The organism is Leptolyngbya sp. FACHB-541, assembly GCF_014695875.1.
In the GTDB taxonomy this organism is placed as follows: domain Bacteria; phylum Cyanobacteriota; class Cyanobacteriia; order Elainellales; family Elainellaceae; genus JAAUTN01.
Map to the genome: position 1 here is coordinate 45,115 of NZ_JACJPC010000128.1, position 17,248 is coordinate 62,362.

19 protein-coding genes are annotated in these 17,248 nt (G+C 48.1%); 6 read left to right on the forward strand and 13 right to left on the reverse strand.

The annotated features are described in order from the left end of the window. The first annotated feature begins 17 nt into the window (after positions 1-17). Together H6G00_RS27740 and H6G00_RS27745 are read left to right on the forward strand one after the other, a co-directional pair. On the forward strand, positions 18-920 hold the full coding sequence (locus H6G00_RS27740; protein ID WP_190799200.1) for a LysR family transcriptional regulator: 903 nt from the start codon (positions 18-20) through the stop codon (positions 918-920). Between the two features lie 105 nt (positions 921-1,025). After that, a complete protein-coding gene (locus tag H6G00_RS27745; protein WP_190799201.1) occupies positions 1,026-2,096 on the forward strand; it encodes a sugar transferase in 1,071 nt (356 codons plus the stop codon). Positions 2,097-2,105: 9 nt separating this feature from the next. Here H6G00_RS27745 and H6G00_RS27750 read toward each other — a convergent pair whose 3' ends face one another. From H6G00_RS27750 to H6G00_RS27760, 3 genes are all read right to left on the reverse strand, one after another. Next, positions 2,106-3,416, reverse strand: a complete 1,311-nt coding sequence (locus tag H6G00_RS27750) for a TldD/PmbA family protein (RefSeq protein WP_190644292.1) — start codon at positions 3,414-3,416, stop codon at positions 2,106-2,108. A gap of 46 nt (positions 3,417-3,462) precedes the next feature. Further along, entirely contained in the window at positions 3,463-4,323 is an 861-nt protein-coding gene (locus H6G00_RS27755) for a Tab2/Atab2 family RNA-binding protein (protein WP_190681260.1), read from the reverse strand. A gap of 70 nt (positions 4,324-4,393) precedes the next feature. Further along, positions 4,394-4,531 carry a hypothetical protein gene (locus tag H6G00_RS27760; protein ID WP_190644290.1) on the reverse strand — a complete coding sequence of 46 codons (138 nt, stop codon included), beginning with the start codon at positions 4,529-4,531 and terminating at the stop codon, positions 4,394-4,396. Between the two features lie 267 nt (positions 4,532-4,798). On the opposite strand from H6G00_RS27760, the gene H6G00_RS27765 reads away from it, so the two are divergent. Beyond that, positions 4,799-5,026, forward strand: coding sequence for a hypothetical protein (locus H6G00_RS27765; protein ID WP_190644289.1), 228 nt, complete (start codon positions 4,799-4,801; stop codon positions 5,024-5,026). Between the two features lie 164 nt (positions 5,027-5,190). On the opposite strand, the gene H6G00_RS27770 is transcribed toward H6G00_RS27765, so the two are convergent. From H6G00_RS27770 to H6G00_RS27780, 3 genes are all read right to left on the reverse strand, one after another. Beyond that, positions 5,191-5,604, reverse strand: coding sequence for a hypothetical protein (locus H6G00_RS27770; protein ID WP_190799202.1), 414 nt, complete (start codon positions 5,602-5,604; stop codon positions 5,191-5,193). Positions 5,605-5,781: 177 nt separating this feature from the next. Then, the gene (locus tag H6G00_RS27775; RefSeq protein ID WP_190799203.1) at positions 5,782-8,127 is read right to left on the reverse strand and encodes a CHASE domain-containing protein; all 2,346 of its coding nucleotides are present in this window, start codon (positions 8,125-8,127) and stop codon (positions 5,782-5,784) included. 103 nt (positions 8,128-8,230) lie between these two features. Then, positions 8,231-8,518, reverse strand: a complete 288-nt coding sequence (locus tag H6G00_RS27780; RefSeq protein ID WP_242042539.1) for a helix-turn-helix transcriptional regulator — start codon at positions 8,516-8,518, stop codon at positions 8,231-8,233. Between the two features lie 61 nt (positions 8,519-8,579). Here H6G00_RS27780 and H6G00_RS27785 point away from each other — a divergent pair, with 61 nt between their 5' ends. After that, positions 8,580-8,852 carry a hypothetical protein gene (locus tag H6G00_RS27785; protein ID WP_190799245.1) on the forward strand — a complete coding sequence of 91 codons (273 nt, stop codon included), beginning with the start codon at positions 8,580-8,582 and terminating at the stop codon, positions 8,850-8,852. A gap of 364 nt (positions 8,853-9,216) precedes the next feature. Then, positions 9,217-10,200 (forward strand): protein-methionine-sulfoxide reductase catalytic subunit MsrP, encoded by a 984-nt coding sequence (msrP, locus tag H6G00_RS27790; protein ID WP_190799204.1) that lies wholly within the window; start codon positions 9,217-9,219, stop codon positions 10,198-10,200. A 110-nt stretch (positions 10,201-10,310) separates the two neighbouring features. On the opposite strand, the gene panB is transcribed toward msrP, so the two are convergent. Next, positions 10,311-11,093: a 3-methyl-2-oxobutanoate hydroxymethyltransferase gene (gene panB / locus H6G00_RS27795; RefSeq protein WP_190799205.1), complete on the reverse strand. Its 783-nt coding sequence runs from the start codon at positions 11,091-11,093 to the stop codon at positions 10,311-10,313. A gap of 362 nt (positions 11,094-11,455) precedes the next feature. On the opposite strand from panB, the gene H6G00_RS27800 reads away from it, so the two are divergent. Beyond that, the gene (locus H6G00_RS27800; RefSeq protein WP_190799206.1) at positions 11,456-12,694 is read left to right on the forward strand and encodes a hypothetical protein; all 1,239 of its coding nucleotides are present in this window, start codon (positions 11,456-11,458) and stop codon (positions 12,692-12,694) included. Here H6G00_RS27800 and H6G00_RS27805 read toward each other — a convergent pair. The 6 genes from H6G00_RS27805 to H6G00_RS27830 form a co-directional block, all read right to left on the reverse strand. Further along, on the reverse strand, positions 12,657-14,441 hold the full coding sequence (locus H6G00_RS27805) for an NAD+ synthase (RefSeq protein WP_190799207.1): 1,785 nt from the start codon (positions 14,439-14,441) through the stop codon (positions 12,657-12,659). The two genes, H6G00_RS27800 and H6G00_RS27805, sit on opposite strands and share 38 nt — an antisense overlap. A 46-nt stretch (positions 14,442-14,487) precedes the next feature. Beyond that, positions 14,488-15,282: an NYN domain-containing protein gene (locus H6G00_RS27810; protein ID WP_190644282.1), complete on the reverse strand. Its 795-nt coding sequence runs from the start codon at positions 15,280-15,282 to the stop codon at positions 14,488-14,490. A 74-nt stretch (positions 15,283-15,356) separates the two neighbouring features. Then, positions 15,357-15,623 carry a HepT-like ribonuclease domain-containing protein gene (locus H6G00_RS27815; protein WP_190799208.1) on the reverse strand — a complete coding sequence of 89 codons (267 nt, stop codon included), beginning with the start codon at positions 15,621-15,623 and terminating at the stop codon, positions 15,357-15,359. Next, a complete protein-coding gene (locus tag H6G00_RS27820) occupies positions 15,620-15,910 on the reverse strand; it encodes a nucleotidyltransferase family protein (protein WP_190799209.1) in 291 nt (96 codons plus the stop codon). The genes H6G00_RS27815 and H6G00_RS27820 overlap by 4 nt, the downstream gene beginning before the upstream one ends. 28 nt (positions 15,911-15,938) lie before the next feature. Next, entirely contained in the window at positions 15,939-16,685 is a 747-nt protein-coding gene (locus H6G00_RS27825) for an NUDIX domain-containing protein (protein ID WP_190681282.1), read from the reverse strand. Continuing rightward, on the reverse strand, positions 16,631-17,245 hold the full coding sequence (locus H6G00_RS27830) for a nicotinate-nucleotide adenylyltransferase (protein ID WP_190799210.1): 615 nt from the start codon (positions 17,243-17,245) through the stop codon (positions 16,631-16,633). The genes H6G00_RS27825 and H6G00_RS27830 overlap by 55 nt, the downstream gene beginning before the upstream one ends. Between the last annotated feature and the right edge of the window lie 3 nt (positions 17,246-17,248).

Sequence of the window (17,248 nt, forward strand, 5' to 3'; positions counted from 1 at the left end):
TAAGGGTTATCACTGAAATGAATTACGAACAGCTTGATTTGAATCTGCTGAAGATTTTTGATGCGGTAATGACAGAACTCAACGTGACTCGTGCTGCCGATCGCTTGAATATGACACAACCTGCCGTTAGCAATGCTCTCAAACGCTTACGTCACTTGGTGAATGATGAGTTATTCATCAAAGTCCCAAGTGGAGTGAGCCCAACTCCAAAAGCGACAGAAATGTGGCAGCCTATTCGCGAGTCTTTAACTCAAATTCGTCGAACTTTTGAGCCAGTGGAGTTCGATTCCGCTGTTCAAAGTGCTAGCTTCACGATCGCCCTCAATGACTTTTCAGCCCATGTGATTTTGCCTGCTTTGATCCACACATTGGAAAAACTTGCACCCAACATCAATTTGCGGACTATACCCAACACTCACATCAATGCTCCAATGCTGCTAGAACAAGCAGAGATTGACCTTGCAATTGGTGTATTTCTAAAGGTCAATGCTCGTTTGCGATCGCACACACTCTTCACCTCAACCTGGGTCTGTGCGATGCGGCATAACCATCCGCTTGCAGGTAAGAAGTTAACTCTAACCCGCTACGCCGAAGCAAAACATTTGCTTGTAACCCTGACTGGAGAAACAACAGGTTTGCTTGAACCCTTCCTACAGGAACAAGGACTCACTCGCCGCATTGGACTGACGGTCAACCAGTTTTTTGTGGTTCCCCAAATTCTTATTAACTCGGATCTAATTGCAGTTTTGCCAACACGAGTGGTTCAACTAAGTGGAATGAGTGATCAACTTTACCTCACCGCTGTTCCCATTGAAATTCCTCCCTCCTCTGTGAAGATGATGTGGCATGAACGCAGCCATCACAATCCAGCCCAAGCATGGTTTAGGTCTCAACTGGCTAAAGTTTGCTCAGGCATTTAAGTAAAATCACCCAACCCAACCCCCAATCTCCATGAGCTATAATCCTAAAAGCCCTTAGAGAGCACAGGTTTTATCGTTCACAGAGAAAAAAGAGTGTTTTAGAGAATGACTAGCTATGTATCATTACCTACCTCCCTCAATGATGTTCCACTACCAGTAGAATTACCTCCACTTGTCCTGGTAGCCTTTACCCGCCCTGATTTGCTCAAAAAAGTTTTAGCAGCAGTTCGTCAACAATCACTAATGCCATCTAAGATTATTGGTTTTATTGATGGGGCAAGAAAAGCTGCTGATGAACCTTTGATAGAACAGTGCATTTCACTACTAGAAGAGTTATCTACACTCGTACCTGTCCATATCGTTAAAAGAAATCATAATTTGGGGTGTGACCAAAACGTAATTCTGGGTCTAACAGAAGTTTTATCCTCTCATGATTCCTTGATTTATCTAGAGGATGATATTGTTCCTAATCCACACTTTTATGATCGGATGTGTCGGCTTCTAGAAGCTTATCGACATCACCAACAGATATGTTCAATTAGTGCCTATGCAAGCCTACCAGCAGAGTTGAGTCCTCGGACTGATACAGACTTTATCGTGTCTAACCGTGTCTTTAGCTGGGGATTTGCAACCTGGGCTGATCGGTGGAAAGAGCTGAATTTAGCCAATCAATCAGAACAATACAATCCTTTTGGCGAGTTTTACAAAATTCCAGCTACCTCTCAAACTAAGAGAACAATGATCAACCAGTTTTGGTTGGAGAAAAATCGACAAACAGACTGGGTCATTACATTTACCCTTGCCGCTTTATATCACCAGAAGACGCATCTTGTCCCCACCACTTCCTTTACAACAAATATTGGGTTTGGTCATCCTGAAGCCAAAACTTACAAAGGCAAAGAACTAGCCTGGGTCAATGCTAGATATGATGCCAACTTTTGTCCCAAGCGATTACCAGTTAGCCTAGAGTTGCCAGAGGAACTGAGACATACTCTTAACAATACGAGCTTGACTCAGCACTTACTGAAGCAGGGGGAGTTGTGGCTTAACCCATCAGCTTTTCTATATCTAGCGAGACAGTCTAAAAATTTAAGTAATGTGTTGGCGCTTTTAAAGCTGTTCGTAATCCGTCTGCCTTTAATGTTAAAACGCTGGCGTAGAGGTCTACCTGTGTAAACTTAACCATCAACTGCGTCCTGTAGTTGACAATCCCTCAACAATAATTGAAGGTGTGTAGCAGGAACCGTTCCAATCAGCATCGCCTCCAAGTTCGACCAGGTTTTTGAGGGCAGTGTAGACGTTGCCTGCAACCATGGTGTCTTTAACACGACCAATGATCTGCCCATTTTCTACCCGATAGCCCAAATCAACATTCACCGAAAACTCACCAGAGATGCCTGCACCGCCACCCAGCATTTGATCAACGATGATGCCGTAATCGAGGGAGGCGATCAGGTCTGAAAGAGATTTGAAGCCAGGTTGAATTAGCAAGTTAAACAATCCGGGGGTGGGGTAGCTGCCCAAGCCGGGGCGAAAGCCGTTGCCTGTGGTGCCGCTGCCGAGCGATCGCCCCAGCGTGCGATCGGTATAAAAAAGCTGTAAAACACCATCTTTGATAAAGGTGATCGGTTGGGTGGGCGTGCCTTCATCATCAAAGGGGCAGCTAAACGGGCCTGCTTCGGGCTGTTGAGAGACGGTCAGATCAGGGGAAGTAACGGGTTCTCCCAGGCGATCGCTCCAGGGGGAAGCCTTTTCGAGTACCTGTTTGCTATTCATCGCCGCTTGAATGGTGCCCCACAGCATGTCTGCTGCCTTGGAGGTAAACAGTACTGGAACGCGCCCATTGGGAGAAGCCGCGTTGTTTTTTGCCCAGTCCAGCCGCTGCAACACCTGATCAGCCACAGCCACCGGATCGAGCCTGCCGCGTTGGGTTTGCCCGTCTGCGACACTCAGGAAATCTTCACCCCGTACCCACTCCGCCGATAGATAACAACTCAGTGTGGTATCAGTGTAGCTACAGTCCAGTCCTTGAGAATTGACCAGGCGCGTTACTTCTGCCTCACATTCCCACTCGGCTGTGCAGAGACATTCGGGGTAAGCCTGACGCACCAGAGCGATCGCCTCTCTGCCCCAATCTACCAGGGTTTCAACCGCTACTGCTTCTCCCAAATCTGGGTAGGTAATGTGAGAGGCGGCATTGAGTTCAATGGTTTCTGGGTCGTTCAGTTGACTGAGGGCGATCGCCCGTTCGACTAATGCTTGCGGTTCAACAGCACCATAGGCAACAGCCAAACCAGGGCGACCATCTTGCCAAAGCCGTAGTGCAGTTCCTTCTGCCTGAGAGCTTTCTAGCTGCTTTAGCCGATTTGCCTCAAAGAAGACCGGACGAGAGAGCGATCGCGACTGAAACACTTCTGCCGCCTCTGCGCCTGCTTGCTTTGCTAAATCCAGCAGTTGCTCTGCCGGTAACATTTGTGGCGAGTTATCGGAACCCATAGTATTCCTTGGTTGACCGTTTACTATCTTGTGCGATCGCGGTACTTTACGCCAAGTTCAGTTCTTGCAGCAGCCAAAATCCGGCAAAGGTTTCTGATTCTGGGTCAGTCTGCACGGCGATGAAATGTACTTGGTTTGCCTGCTGCTTAGCAATCTCAAAGGCTTTTGCTTCGGCTTGCAGGGCGGGGGTTGGCAAGTTGATCAGAATCCAGGCGTTGTCGGCTCCGGTTTCCAGGACAAGCTGCGGTGGAGAAGTGTTGAACTTGAGGAAAGCTAGCTCTAGCCCAGACATCCAGCCTGCCAGCGGCACAGCACGGGGCGAGAAGATGATTAAACCGGGAACCCGAGCATCTGGCGCTAAGCCTGCCATCTCTAACGGAAAGGCTTCACCAAAGCCAATTTCCCACTCTGGCATCTCTTTGAAAGCGATCGCTTCCAAATTGACAAACGCCCACTGTTGCCCAATTAGCGCATCTGGCAAGGGCTGTGGCGCGTTGTCAGCCATTGCTACCGAAGGATTGGTCCCTGGCTGATAGGTGGGATAAGTGGGATAGACCTCTTGCATTCGCTGCTCAATCCACTGATTGAGCGCTAGCGTGCGCCGACTCGCAAAGGCAGTGATTCCGGCATCTTCGCAGCCTTTGGTGATCATGTTAGCCATCTGACGGCGAAAGAAGCGAATGCGGGAGGGCGGCTTAGCTGCTTGGGCGATCGCCTCTTCCAGCGATTCTCGCAACGTCACCGAATTCACTTCGCTGTTAGAACAAAATTTGGCATAGCGAAACAGCGAATCAGGCTCAGTGGTGATGTCTGTGGGGCTTTCGCAAATCAGCACCTCCCAAAGTTTCTTGTCATTTTCATCCAGCACCGGACGAGAGTAAAAGTCTAACTCCCAGATAACAGGCATAAGCAGGCAATTAATCTGAACCTCTGCTCTAGATCATAGGTGAGGACGGTTCTGCAAGTTTATTTTTATTTCACGCAGAAAGTGCAATCCTAACCAGTTCTGTAAATCGGGCTAGAGAATGCGATCGCGACATGGGCATCTGTTCTGCTAGGGGCATCTGTTTTGCTAGAGAGGCTACAGTCCAGGCTTTTTTGGGCGATTCGTGCATTAGTGATAGGGCAATCTCTAGCGTTCGGTTCTTTGACTGAGATTATGATGCTTCTTAATTCAGGAAGTGATGCTAAATGTTCTCCAACTAAGGGTGGATTTATTCTTCTCTTAACAAAATTTATTACTAATAGTCTTACTTCTTAGGTTTGCCTTACTTCCTTTGTCAGAGAAAAACTCACTTTAGAAAACCCAAACGAAAGAGGCAGATCTTGATATTGAGCGAGAACATAGTAGAGACGTTACTAATGAAGTATTAAGAAAACTCATGAACACTACTGAAATGGATTTAGAAAGGTCTGGAAATTCTGCCTTTGCCGTCAACGATTCTCCACCCCATCAAGCTACACAAGCGGAAAAAGAAGCACGCTTGAAAGAAGATGTTTTAGATGAGGACGAGACTCCTTCCTACGCGTTTGGACTTAGTCTCGTAGGCGTTATACTTGCGCTTCTCTTGTTTATAGCGGGTCTTTACTATGGCATTATCAATCCTTAGATGAAGCAACAAAATCTAGAAAGGATGGAGTTATTAAGCTAACTTCGTCCTTTCTAAATTGTTTTATTCACAATACTCAGGCTCATCCAACTGAAAAAGCGGTTGAAGTTCTAGCCTAAACTAGTTCTCAACCGCTTTCTTATAGCGACGCTATCGACTATTGCTTACTTGCTGAAAACATCTTTGATGTTGTCAACAGCACGTTCAACAGCATTTACATTGTTGTCGATCGCTCTCTGAGTCCGAGATGCATCTTCATTCGCTCTTTTCTCGATGCGGGCTGCATCTCTTTGAGCTTTGCGTCCGATAGAGCTGCCATTGTCAGTTGCATCATCAACTCGGTTAGCGTTGCTATTAGCAGCATCCTTAACCTTCTCTGCCGCATCCTGAACAAAGCCTTTGTTGTCTTGCTGAATCTCGCTACCGGTCTCTGTTCTTGCAGCGATTACGAGCGTACCCGGAGCAGCCATTGCGGCGGTGTTTGAGAAGAATGCACCCTGCCAAACAAAGGCGATCGCTGAAACACAAAACAGGGCGGTCACAGCCCAACGTCCCATAGCAGCAAACAAATTAGTCATTGGTTTCATAGAAATAGAAACAGTGTTTACAATGTTGGTCATTTCTATTTCTAGTGCATTCAATTTGTCGTTTGAATGACCTTTTGGCAGAGTTCACATGGTCTAAAGGCATAAATTGAGATCTTCTAGTGAAGGGTAGTACGACTCAGCCGCACTACCCTTCACTAGACTCTGTTCCTATTGCGGCAAGGTCACGGTAAAAGTAGTGCCAGTGGCGATCGCACTCGTCATTGCAACCAGTCCCCCGTGCAAATCTACGCAGGTTTTCACAACGGCTAATCCTAGACCGGTGCCTGCAATGTCACCCACATTTTTGCTGCGGTAAAAGGTTTCATAAATTCGCTGCTGATCTTCTGGGGGGATGCCAATGCCGTAATCTTTGACCTGAAACACAACTGAACCCGGATTGTAAATCAAGCTGAGCAACACGGTTGAGTCAGGCGGAGAATACTTCACAGCGTTCGAGAGCAGGTTCGTCAGAATGGAGTGCAACAGTTTGCTGTCGAGTTTTACCGGAGTCGGGTAGCCGTATTGGGTGAATTCGATCTGAGATCTGCCTGTGCTGAGCTGCATTTCTTCGACAATCTGCTGGCAGAAAGGTTCTAGATTGAGGAGTTCTGGACGAAATTCTAGCTTCCCGGCTTCGGCGCGGTTGAGCGTCAGGATATCGTTCAAAAGCTGTGCCAGGGTTTTGGCAGCAGACTGAATGCGCGACAGGTTCTTTCGCTTTTTCTCCTCTGCCCAATCTTCAGAACTACCGGACAACAGTTGGGTCGAGAGCAGGATCGTACTTAGGGGAGTACGAAATTCGTGGGAAACCATTGAAAACAAACGTTGCTTCAGATCGCTAATTTCCTTGGTTTGTGCCAGTTCTGCCGATCGCTCTTGCACTTCCATTTCTAGCTGACTGTTTGCCTCAAATAAGGCAACCTCAACTTGCTGGCGTTCATTGATTTGGCGATGCAGCAGGTAATACACCCAAACCAACAGTGCCGCACTCAGAAGAATGCCACCAATATTGATTAGAAAAATGCTGCGAACGCTATCGGCTGCCTGCGTTTCCCATTGCTGAAGGCGCGATCGCTCCACTTGCTCCATTTCACGAATCACCTGCTGAATCTGCTGCTGAAGCTGGCGATCGCCACCATTGTTCTGAGGCTGTGGCAGGGTTTGCTGAAGTGAGGTAAGGCGTTGAGAAAGTAGCGGCTCCAGCAGATCCAGGCGGCTTTGCTGAGCAGCATCCGGGGCAATGGCTTGGCGCAAAGATGCTACTTCGGAAGTGATTGTCCCCACGCTTTCAGCATCAACTTGCTCAATCGCGGGTACCGTTTCTGAAATAGGAAGTTCTACATTCTCTAACCGAATTTTGGTATCCGTGGCGATCGCTAAGATCTTCGCCAAACTTGCCATCGTGCTATACGTGCGTTCCATGCCGTTTGTGCTTGCGGTCAGGCGAGTTATGCTGCGGTGAGCAACCAAGTTGACGCTGCCCAGCACTAGAAACACCAGCCCGACTCCAACCGCAATCAATCGCTTTTCTAGAAACCATCTCGCCTGCGTTTGTTGCAGATTGAGCAAAACCTGCTTCAGTTTTTCAGCCTCAGCCGTCGCTGCATCTGCCAGACTGCGGCTTTGCTTGTATAGCTCTTCTCGATCGACATAGGCAGACGTGGGCAATAGCAAGAGCGACCAGTGGCGATCGGCAATGGTAAAACTGCGGCTACAGATTGAATTGTCCTGAGCTGACAGCTTTTCTTGCCAAAAGGAGTGGTGTTCCTGAAAGCCCCTTTCCTCGGCTGGGCTAGCAAGCACCCGTCGAGACTGAGCTTCATAAGTAGCCAAAAATGCTTTGTCGGGCTGGTCGGACTGATCACACAGAAAGAAGTTGATGTTGTCTAGATTCAACCCGGACAACGAAGCCCGAACCACGTCTGCTACCCGAAAGACGCCTAAAACGAATCCTTGGAGGCGATCGCGCCTTTCTGCAATGGTTTCTCCGGGTGCACCCCGGTAAATCGGCAAAATTACCAAAAAGCCAAACTGCCGCTGAGTTTCCTGCACCAGTTCGACCCTACCACTGATGGCGATCGCCCCCGTATCTCGGGCCCGTTCCAGCGCCGTCCGCCGAATTGCATCCGAAAACAGGTCAAACCCCAGTGCCAACTCATTGCCAGTGAGCGGCTCTACATAAGCAACCGGAAAATATTCTGGACGTATTGCCGCTCTGGTCAGTTGCCCGTCTGTGCGCTCTGTTACCTGAAAGTTTGTATAGCCCTCAGCTCGGAGAGTTTTCTCGAATAGGGGGCGATCGCACTCCTGCAACCGGGGCAGCCATTCCAATGCCTGAATGCCTGAATGCCGCAGCAGCACAGGCTGCACAAATCGACCAAAATCTTGCCGCCCTACCCACTCCGCTGAACCATAAAGCTGCCCAATCGAACGCAACACCTCAAAACAGGTATCAATACTGCGCTGTAAATTGGCAGCTAAGACATCGGCTCGTTCTTGAAGTTCTGTTTTCACAGGCAGGGGAGAGGGGAAAGAAGGGCTTGCTCGTTACCAAGCTCTAGCCCGGTAATGCTAATTCGGAAGCTCCAGCTTCCTCTGCTCAACCGGGGGACTTTGCTCAACCGGGAGAAAAGTCATCTGGTATTTCATCAACAGATTGAATTTCTAAAATCTGCATCAAGGTTTTCCATTGGCGAGGGGTCAGCTTTGGCTCAGTCTCTCCTGACACCCAGCGTTGATAAGTCCGTAGCGGAATGCCACACTGAACCGCGAATTCAGCCTGTGACAAGTTTGTGCGCTGAATCCTCAACTTCTCAATGGATGAATCGCTTTCCTGAGGTCGCCTGTCTTTCTTCATCAACGAATTTGGCGCGCCATGTTGACGTACAACCATTTGGCGCGTCATAATGGCGTATGAAATTTAAGAGTAGTGAATTGCCCAAATAGAAAAGGGCAGCACTACTTTAGTGTCTCATTTCTACCACTACAACACCATGACTTATCACGACCAGCTTCATCCTTGGGTGGTCTATCGTCTGCTGCCCAACTGTGAGAATGTGGCGATCGCCCGTTTTCGTCGTCGCAATGATGCTGAAATGTACCTTGCTACCCTTCAGCGACAGGTGCCTGATGTGCGATTGGCGATCGCCTTTGAACCACCTGAAGCCCTGCCAACTAAGTGCGAAGGACCCGATACTATAAATTCAGGGGAAGTTTCAAAGGCGCTACAAAAGAGTTAACGATGACGGAAATTATCTTTATTAGTTGAAGAAGATCCTGAAGGCAGCTACGTTGCACAGGCGATCAGTGAACCTATCTTCACTCAAGGTGAAACCTTGGCAGAACTGCGGGAAATGTTGCGAGACGCGGTGCAGTGTCATTTTGAGGATAATGTTGTCGACCATTTTGAAATGGAGCGGGATGAACTGCTTAAAAGACTTTTTTAGATGAAAGTAAGGCTGGTGATCGCTTCATAACTTGTCCATTCATAAACTTGGAAATGGTTGCTGCAAGCTGAGATAAGAATTACCTGAGAATAAGATGTTTCACCTGGAGGAACCCTATATATTAAGAAGTGTAGAGCGGTAAGGGTTCTGGGTTTTTATGGCACTCATTCGGGTTCCCCAGTCATGGCAACTGCCAGAACGGGACGTGACTTCTGAAGCAGCCTTTTTTAATCGGCGGCGATTTCTCAAAACCCTGATAGGAGCTGGAGTTGGCGGTTCCATCGCAGGACTGTGGGGTTGTCAGGCTCAAAGCGTTGAGGGAGAAGAGCCACTGTTGGGCACCAGTCCATTGCAGGGTGCGCCAAATCCGGCTTTTTTGGATGCTGGCAGCGATCGCCCCCTGACCAATGAAATGCTAGCTGCCACCTACAACAACTTCTATGAATATGGCGGCAGCAAACACATCTGGCGAAATGCACAGGCACTTCCCACAGAAGATTGGAAAGTTGAAGTCACCGGACTGGTCAACAATCCGCGCACCTTTGACCTGGACGATTTGCAAAGAACTTTTCCTTTAGAAGAACGGGTTTACCGTTTCCGCTGCGTTGAAGCCTGGGCGATGGTCGTTCCCTGGATCGGGTTTCCGATGAATGCTCTGATTGCAGCCGTTGACCCAACTCCTCAGGCAAAATTCGTGCGATTTACCTCTTTCTACGATCCTCAAGTCACGAAAGGTCCAGGATTGCACTCCAGATTCTTACCCTGGCCCTATACCGAAGGACTGCGAATCGAAGAAATGGCAAATGAGCTAGCCTTCTTTGCCGTCGGCATTTATGGACATACCTTACCCAAACAGCACGGTGCCCCAATTCGGGCCGTTTTGCCCTGGAAATATGGCTTCAAGGGGGCTAAATCGATTGTCAGCATTGAGTTTACCGATACTCAACCTGCAACCTACTGGAACACTATCAGCTCCAGCGAATACAAATTTGATGCGAACGTGGAACCACAAGTCCCCCATCCCCGTTGGTCACAGGCAAAAGAGCGGCTGATCGGTTCCGGCTCTGAATTTAGCTGGGAAGAACGCCCAACATTGCTCTACAACGGCTATGAGGAATACGTTGCAGCGCTTTATGCTTAGGAATAAGGATTACACAAAATGCAATTGCTTGGATAGGGGCTTGGCAGTGCCAAGCCCGTACAGAGAAGGCGATGCACAGATTATCTAATTTCGGTTCCTTAGTGGCGAGATTATTCTACTGGAAACTTATGTTCTCTTACTTCTGTGCTGTAGGTTTGCACTGCCTGAGTAATCGTCTCTTGTAGGTTGGCATAGGTTTTGGCAAAGGGTGGTTGCCAGTCGGACAAGCCAAGCAGGTCGTGTGTCACAAGCACCTGTCCGTCGCAATATGGGCCTGCACCAATGCCAATTGTGGGGATGGTTAGCTTTTGGGAAATTTGCTGCGCCAAGTCCGAGGGAATGTGTTCCAGGATGATAGCGAAGGCTCCAGCTTGTTCGAGGGCGATCGCCTCTTGCAAAATTTGCTCTTTTGCTTCTGGTGAATTGCCCTGTTTTCTAAAACCGCCAAACTTGTGAACCGACTGAGGCGTTAAACCAATGTGACCCAGCACCGGAATACCAACCTGCACCAGCTGAGCCACCGTCTCAACCATGAGAGGATAGCCCCCTTCTAACTTAATCGCCTGTGCCCCCGTTTCTTTCAAGGCACGGCCTGCTGAGTGTAGCGCCTGGGTCGAGCTTTCTTGATAACTTAGAAACGGTAAATCAAATACAAGTAGGGCTTGTTTTACACCACGTCGCACTGCCTTTGCATGGTGCAACATTTCGTCTAAGGTGACAGGGATAGTTGTTTCATAGCCCAACACGACCATGCCCAGCGTGTCCCCTACTAAAATCAGGTCTACTCCAGCCTGGTCAATCAATTTTGCAGAGGGATAGTCCCAGGCAGTAAGCGCAACAATCGGCTTTCCTTGCTGTTTGAGGCGGATGAGATGCTGAGTAGTAACTGCCATTTGAGGGGGATTCCAAGAAAAATACTCCACACTCAAACTGTATAGCAGCACTCATACATTTGTAGCGATCTGGTTAAGCGGCTGGTCCAACCTGCTCCGTATTTTCTCGGTTATCCAGAGGTAAAGCGTGCTAGCTCAGGACTGATGCTTCATCAAAACTTTATAAACTTTACTAAAACACGAAAGACTTTGCCCCACCCCCACCGTAGGATCAAGGGTAAAGCTTTGGCAGAAGGGAAAAAATCATTCTTTCCCATCGGATAGTAAGTCACCTGATACCGCGAGTTCAGTCTACCAGGATACGTATTTTCACATAATTTAACTCCAAAGACTGAGTTACCTCACATAAATTGGATTTCGTTATGAGAATTGAAAATCTTAAATCAAAAAACACTGCTGGATTAAAGCGGGTTTCGGCGGCAGTTGTTTGGGAAGATTGCGATCGCCCCACTCAAGAAATCTATTTTGAAACTACCTCAGATTTTGCTCAAGATTTATCCTGTAACCCTCATGCGTTTCTAGTTGCCAGCATTGTGCCCGCTCTGCATCATGGCGAAAAGCGGATCTCGATAGATGCAGAAATTTGTCCAGAATTGCTTGATGGATTAATGACTGCAATGGGCTGGATTCGCCACTGGTATGAGCTGAACCGCGAACCCGTTGAAATTCACGCCAAAACTCGAACAACACCTGCTCAAAGTACTACACCCCAGAGAGCAGGCTGGTTTTTCTCAGGTGGAATTGATTCCCTTGCGACGTTGCGCCACAACCGTTTGACTGTGCCACGAGAGCATCCCAATTCGTTCAAAGATGGATTGACCATCTATGGCATCAGTTCTGGTGGAGATGAGATAGAGGAAAACGAACAGTTTTTAGACGCTTTTGATCGCTTGGTGGCTTCTATGTCAAACGTAGCCCAAGATGCTGGAGTAAATTTGATTCCGGTTTACACCAACGTCAGACAGCTTAATACTGACACCTACTTCTGGAGCAATGAGTTTCAGGGAGCCGCTCTTGCTTCGGTTGCCCATGCGTTTGGCCCGCGGTTCGGTCGAATGTCCATTGCTTCAACAGGCAACATTCCATCTTTGTTTCCTCATGGCTCCCACCCGTTGCTTGATCCCAATTACAGTAGTTATGACTTAAAAATTCAGCATGATGGCGTCACTCTATCAAGGCTAGACAAGACGAAGCTTGTTGCCGACTGGGATGTAGCGCTGCAAAACCTGAAGGTCTGTACCAAAGTGCGACAGATGCAGCCCGGTATGCTGAACTGCGGCAAATGTGACAAATGCATCCGAACCACACTAGCGCTGCTGGCACTTGGAAAACTAGAGCAAGCTAGCACTTTTCCTAAAGTTGAATTTTCTGAAGAGATGCTGGTGAAACGGGTGTTTATCAAGACTCCCTACCGTATGTCTTGCTATGAGGATTTGATTCCACATCTACAAGCTAGAGGGCGACATGATTTGGTACGGGCGATAGAGCGCATCGGACTTCGTTATCGCGGAGGTGACTGGCGCGGAAGGGTCAAAAAAGTAGTGCGAAGGTACTTTGGTGGCGTTAGTAGCTCTGAGCGGCTGTCTGCTTCCCGGAACTAGCGGGTAGATTAGTAGCTGGCTGAATGGTGCCCACCCACCGATTTGCGATCGGCATTCGCCACCCCGTTCCAAAAGCGCGATCGGTAATTTTTAACCCTGGAGGAGCTTGCTTGCGCTTGAATTCGGCGCGAGTTACCAGTCTGCTCACTTTCTCAACTAGGGCTGGGTCATGTCCTGCTGCGGCAATTTCATTTGGCGATTGGTGCTGGTGGATTAGGCGATCGAGGATGTCATCCAGAATTTCGTATGACGGAAGGGAATCTTGATCGACCTGTCCGGGTTTAAGTTCGGCACTGGGGGGTTTAACGAGGACATTAGGCGGAATTGGGGTTTGGGGGTTAGGGATTGGGAATTGGGAACTTTGACTACTCCTTCCGTTTTCATCCTTCATTCTTTCATTGAGCCATTGGCAGATAGAGTAGACGCGGGTTTTGGGGACATCGGCGATCGCGGCTAACCCACCGTTCATATCTCCATACAGCGTGCAGTAGCCAACAGCCATCTCAGATTTGTTGCCTGTAGAAAGCAGCAGATGCCCAAATTTGTTAGAAACCGCCATTAGCAGGTTGCCGCGAATGCGAGACTGAATGTTTTCCTCGGCAATGCCAAATTTGGTGCCTGCAAACAGGTCGGCAAAAGTCTCATCATAGGTGTGCATCAGTTTATCGATGGGCAGCGTGTGCGTCTGGATGCCTAAGTTTCGGGCTAGTTCCAGTGCATCGGTGACGGAGTGGTCAGAACTGTAAGGGGAGGGCATGAGAATCCCCAGGACGTTCGCGGAACCTAATGCAGCAGTGGCGATCGCTGCCACCAGCGAAGAATCAATCCCACCGCTCAAACCGATTACGACTTTAGAAAAACCGCATTTCCGCACATAGTCCCGCACGCCCAGCACCAGTGCTGACCAGATTTCGGCATCGTCATTTTCAGGTTGGGGAGCAATTGCACCAACCTGAAAATCGGACTGAGCTGAATCAAATTCTAGAACAACCAAATCTTCCGCAAACGCTTTTGCCCGACCCACCATTTCACCCTGGCGGTTAAAGGCAACGCTGCTGCCGTCAAAAATCAGGTCGTCATTGCCGCCGACCTGATTAGCGTAGATGAGCGGCTGCTGATAGCGTTTGGAACCGTGCTGCAACATCAATTCTCGCAAGCGCTGTTTACCTGCGCTGTAGGGTGAGGCAGACAGATTCACAATGAAGTCAACCCCTTGATTAGCCAGATCAGCAACCGGATTTGCCGTATAGTTGCGCTTGCCCCAAAACTCCTCGTCGTTCCACAAATCCTCGCAGATCGTCACGCCGATGCGAAGTCCATCCAGAGTAAAGGAATTGCTCTGTAACCCCGGCTCAAAGTAGCGATCTTCGTCAAATACGTCGTAGGTGGGCAGCAGTCGCTTATGAAAGATTTGCTGCACCTTGCCCCTCTCTAGCAGTGCGGTGCTGTTAAACAGCGCTTTGCCACCATCTTGGGGCGATCGCCCATTCGACTCCACCATCCCAACTAACACGGCTAACTGTGGCGGCAAACTTCGCGCAAGTTGTTGCAGGGTGATAGCGATCGCATCCACAAAGCTGGGCTGCATCAGCAAATCTCGTGGCGGGTAGCCACACAGCGATAGCTCTGTTGTCAGCAACAGCCGAACTCCCTGAGCCGCTGCCTCCTGTGCAGCGTTGAGAATTTGCTGAGCATTGCCAGCCAAGTCACCAATAGTCGGATTCAGTTGGGCGATCGCAATTTTCATGAAAATTTGGGGTTGCAGTTACAGAACAAAGTTTAGTTTCTAGTCTTTAATTCTTTAATCGAATCTGAATTGCTCTAGAGATTGTTCTAATCTCAAATAAATCAATAGCTTGAACCAGGCTACTGAGTTTTTTATAGCTATAGTTTCGAGGGTCAAAAGAAGGCGATAGTTTTGTTAATTGAGTGCCAAATGGACCTAAATGAATCCATTCATCTTCGTCGGCGATCGCCTCATAGGCATCCTTGAGCAGCTTAATTAATTTTTTATTCGTCTTTAACTTCTGATCCTCTGTACTTACAGGAACGTGATCTGAAATTTTCTTGAAAGCAACAGATTTATCTTCTTCGCTTAACTTACTTTCTATTGAGTGATATTCGACAGAACTCTCTGTTTGCTTGAGAATTTCTGTATAGACGAAGCGATCGCAAGCACTCACAAACGCTTCTGGGGTTTTCTTCTCACCAAACCCATAAACGACCAGCCCCGCTTCTCGAATGCGGCTAGCTAATCGGGTGAAATCGCTATCACTAGAAACAATACAAAATCCGTCAAAATTGCCGGTATAAAGTAAATCCATTGCATCAATAATCAAAGCGCTATCGGTCGAGTTTTTGCCTTGCGTGTAGGTGAATTGCTGAATCGGCTGAATTGCAAATTTGTTGAGTTTATCCTTCCATTGAGTCAGATGAGGACGAGTCCAGTCGCCATAAATTCGCTTGACATGAACCGTCCCATACTTTGCCATTTCTTTTAACAAAGGCTCAATCAAGTCAGCGCTGGCGTTATCTGCGTCGATTAACACCGCAAGTCTGTTTCCCCTAACTTGAACCTCGTCTCTCATGGGTCGTCGCCTAATTCTTGCAAAATAGCCGTAACCATCACCTTGAGTTCTGGTAAATTCTGTTCAATAATTCCCTAAAGTCTAATTAAACTTGTCTTTAAATAGTTATGAATTAAGATATCTCGCAAGCCTGCAATTTGTCTCCATTCAACAGTCGGATAAGATTGCTTAAGTTCTTGAGATATTTGCTTTGTTGCTTCCCCAATAATTAAAAAATTGCTAATGACAGCATCTTGAATGATTTGAGACTGCATAAAAGTCTCTTGTCCATCTTGAACGTAATTTTGAATTCGTTCAATCCGTTCTACAATACTACTCAAATGAATCCGATCGTCTTTCATAAAAGGATTGCCTCTTTCAAGACCCTATCCTTAATCAACTTATGTAGATTCTCTGGCTCAGCCACATCTACTTTTCGCCCTAATAAATCCTCAAGACTTTGGATGAGAGAAATTTGATCGAGCAAAGTACGGCCCTGCTCGATTTCTACTAAAAAATCTACGTCGCTTTTGTCATTTGCCTCTCCACGGGCAACTGAGCCAAAAACTCGAACGTTGTAGGCTCCATGTTTGGCAGCGATCGCCAATATTTCCTCTCGCTTTTCTTTCAATAGCTCATCAATTCCCATAGCCCATTTCCTAACTCAAAACTCATCACTAAATAAACACTAATGGTTTGTCTTTTAGCGGAGCAAAAGCTTCAGCATCAAAGCGATATAAGCTAGCTGGTCGTCCGGCTCCTCTGGATACCTTGACTCCGGTATCGCAGAGAAACCCCAGTTTTAGCAAGCGAGAACGAAAATTAGAATAGTCAGCAAAGTTTTCGCCTAAGACCGTGGTGTAAAGCTGGTACAAATCGCCCAATGTAAACACTTCTGGCAACACATCGAAGGCAACCGGACTATATTCCAACTTGTTACGCAGACGACGATAGCCATATTCCAACACCTGATTGTGGTCAAAGGCAAGTTCTGGAACTTGCTCCATTGGATACCAGGCGATGCCACTCACACCATCCGCGATTAACTCAGCTTCAACAAACCGCACTAGAGCAAAATAGCTAACCGAGAGATAACGTTCTCCATAGCTGCTTTCTGCCTCACGGGGATCGCGATCAGGACCACCAAAGGTATAAAGCTGCTCTAGATAAAGGTTTTTGACACGAATCTTTTCAGACAGTACGCGATAAGCAGCATCTTCCAGAGATTCGCCCCATCGCACCAACGTTCCTGGAAGACTCCAACGTCCTAAAAACGGCTCTTCGTGACGCATCACTAGCAACACCAACAGACGATTCTGAGCGGTATCGACCGAAAAGATCACGTTATCGACTCCTACTTTGAAGTCGGCTAGGGTCTGCTGTGGGGACGAGTCAGCAGTCTTTTTCTGGGTGCGTCCTGCCATTCGTATAGCTGCTCTCGATAAATGTAATCCTCGATTGGCGGGGTGAGGATATGGGAGTCTCCCTCTTCACGATACGCTGTTGAGGAAACCGCTGGGCCCGTCATGTCAGCGATCGCCACCCTTGCACCCAGATCCCTTAACCCCTCCAAATTAGCCTCTTCCAGTGAATAACCCGGTCGCGGTACCACCAACAAGTTGACCTGACGAAATAACTCGTCTGACCGATACCAGCGGGGCAACTGCCCAACTAGGTCAGAGCCAACCACCAGGGTGAATTCTGCATTTGCCCCTTGCTGACGAGCCTGTTCGACTGTCACTAAAGCTCTGGGACTGCTCAACTCCTGCCGCAAATGAATGTTGTGGCGTGGTGGATCGATATCTTCAATCAACAATCGAAGCATCGCTGCTCGGTGTGCCAGCAAGGTTTGGTGTGACTTAAACGGATTGTCAGAGGCCCAAACCCACACCTCGTCAAAATGGTGAGACAGCCAGTTGAGAATTTGCTGATGTCCTGCGGTCGGCGGATCAGCGCTAGTTCCGAAAAGTGCGATTGCAGCCATGAT

Coding starts and splice junctions, on each gene's coding strand:
- H6G00_RS27815 (WP_190799208.1), bottom strand. CDS start 15,623: ATGAAAGACGATCGGATTCATTTGAGTAGTATTGTAGAACGGATTGAA.
- H6G00_RS27805 (WP_190799207.1), bottom strand. CDS start 14,441: ATGAAAATTGCGATCGCCCAACTGAATCCGACTATTGGTGACTTGGCT.
- msrP (WP_190799204.1), top strand. CDS start 9,217: ATGGCACTCATTCGGGTTCCCCAGTCATGGCAACTGCCAGAACGGGAC.
- H6G00_RS27830 (WP_190799210.1), bottom strand. CDS start 17,245: ATGGCTGCAATCGCACTTTTCGGAACTAGCGCTGATCCGCCGACCGCA.
- H6G00_RS27755 (WP_190681260.1), bottom strand. CDS start 4,323: ATGCCTGTTATCTGGGAGTTAGACTTTTACTCTCGTCCGGTGCTGGAT.
- H6G00_RS27820 (WP_190799209.1), bottom strand. CDS start 15,910: ATGGGAATTGATGAGCTATTGAAAGAAAAGCGAGAGGAAATATTGGCG.
- H6G00_RS27765 (WP_190644289.1), top strand. CDS start 4,799: ATGAACACTACTGAAATGGATTTAGAAAGGTCTGGAAATTCTGCCTTT.
- H6G00_RS27810 (WP_190644282.1), bottom strand. CDS start 15,282: ATGAGAGACGAGGTTCAAGTTAGGGGAAACAGACTTGCGGTGTTAATC.
- H6G00_RS27780 (WP_242042539.1), bottom strand. CDS start 8,518: ATGACGCGCCAAATGGTTGTACGTCAACATGGCGCGCCAAATTCGTTG.
- H6G00_RS27740 (WP_190799200.1), top strand. CDS start 18: ATGAATTACGAACAGCTTGATTTGAATCTGCTGAAGATTTTTGATGCG.
- H6G00_RS27825 (WP_190681282.1), bottom strand. CDS start 16,685: ATGGCAGGACGCACCCAGAAAAAGACTGCTGACTCGTCCCCACAGCAG.
- H6G00_RS27750 (WP_190644292.1), bottom strand. CDS start 3,416: ATGGGTTCCGATAACTCGCCACAAATGTTACCGGCAGAGCAACTGCTG.
- panB (WP_190799205.1), bottom strand. CDS start 11,093: ATGGCAGTTACTACTCAGCATCTCATCCGCCTCAAACAGCAAGGAAAG.
- H6G00_RS27760 (WP_190644290.1), bottom strand. CDS start 4,531: ATGCACGAATCGCCCAAAAAAGCCTGGACTGTAGCCTCTCTAGCAAAA.
- H6G00_RS27800 (WP_190799206.1), top strand. CDS start 11,456: ATGAGAATTGAAAATCTTAAATCAAAAAACACTGCTGGATTAAAGCGG.
- H6G00_RS27770 (WP_190799202.1), bottom strand. CDS start 5,604: ATGACTAATTTGTTTGCTGCTATGGGACGTTGGGCTGTGACCGCCCTG.
- H6G00_RS27745 (WP_190799201.1), top strand. CDS start 1,026: ATGACTAGCTATGTATCATTACCTACCTCCCTCAATGATGTTCCACTA.